Raw genomic sequence first — 1310 nt, 5'->3', positions numbered from 1 at the left:
GCCCCCGCGGCGGCAAACCCGTCACGCAGGTCCTGCGCACCGGAGCAGGGCTGCACGGCATCGGTTTCGCCACCCCCGCGGTCCCGCAGAAGCCCGTCCAGTACACGCTGTTCGTCTCGTAGTACACATCAACGGACACAACAGGTTCGGCCGGAGAAAGCACCGTACCCATGATCAGATTTCTCAGAACCTCGTTCAGCGTGGGCGAAGATCAGTGCGGGCGCCGCGGCCGAGCCTGTTGTGGATCCAGTAGTCGACCGTCTCAGCCTTCCAGCCCCGGTTTCGTCCGACCAGCGCGTCAGGTCGGGCAGGAGTCCTTTGCGCAAGTAACTCTTCATGGTCGCCACGGACAGCCCTGCGCGATCGGCAAATTCCGACAGCGACAGGTAGCGGTACACGTCTAGAAACAATACCTCCTTTAGGCTACACATTGCCCCCTAAAGGAGGTATTGTTCGGCTGCGGGTCAACAGAGGGGAATGACGATGAAGGCCTTAGTTCTCACTTATCGCGGTGACGCCGAGTACGTCGAGTTGCCATCTTCTGATCCCGAGCAGGCGTTGCGGGAAGTCGTTGGCGGGCCGCTCAATCCGCTGCCCCTCACCCACCTCGCGGATCACCTGGACCTGTGGACACTGTTCGAACCCCTATCCAGGGTGACTGTCGGTGGAATCGGTTACAACGATGTGGCCTCCCAGATCGCCACGGCCGGAGTCGGCACACCGCGGGCGGTGATCGGTACCGCGGTTCTCACCGCGCACACCGACTCGGGCATCCTCGCCGCGCTCTCTCCACACGACTGCGCCGCCCTGGACCGCATCATCGCCGAGATCTACACCGGCTACCGCACCGCCGGATAACCCCCACCTCGAGGAGGAGCTGATGAGCATTCACTCCGCACACCCCGCCGGCGACCCGGCCACCTGGACGGTGGCCCAGCTCGCCGAGCACCCAGCTGTGCGCACCACCTTCACCGTCATCGGGCATTTGAACCCGCGGGTGTTCGAGTCGATCGAGTTCTCCCTGGCCTGCGACGAGATCGCCGCCGTCAATCAGATCCCCGCGCCCTGCGGGCTTTTCGCCGCGGCGATCCGCCACCTGGCGGCCACCGCCGCGCGAGAGGTCGATTCCAGCGAGCTCGATGTCGACGCGCACCCCAGCGAAGACGATTTCGAGTACGTGCCGACCGCACGGGCCGAGCTGCGCATGCTCATCGCCCAACACCAGCGGCGCGTCCTGGCATCCAATCGCGACGTCGACGCCGAACAGCGCACCGTGCACGCCGCGGTCGCCCGCCACCTCAACTACTGCG

General features: G+C 65.0%; 2 protein-coding genes. Both read left to right on the top strand.

What is annotated here, in order from left to right; all coding sequences use genetic code 11:
- Positions 1–483 precede the first annotated feature (483 nt).
- The gene (locus tag BJF87_RS25995; protein WP_139319585.1) at positions 484–858 is read left to right on the top strand and encodes a hypothetical protein; all 375 of its coding nucleotides are present in this window, start codon (positions 484–486) and stop codon (positions 856–858) included.
- 22 nt (positions 859–880) lie between these two features.
- Positions 881–1310, top strand: a 430-nt coding sequence (locus BJF87_RS23675; protein ID WP_139319584.1) for a hypothetical protein, incomplete at its 3' end; no start/stop codon positions are given.

Source organism: Gordonia sp. CNJ-863 (assembly GCF_001942325.1).
GTDB classification, from domain to species: Bacteria; Actinomycetota; Actinomycetes; order Mycobacteriales; family Mycobacteriaceae; genus Gordonia; species Gordonia alkanivorans.
This window is presented reverse-complemented; position numbering and strand designations above follow the sequence as displayed.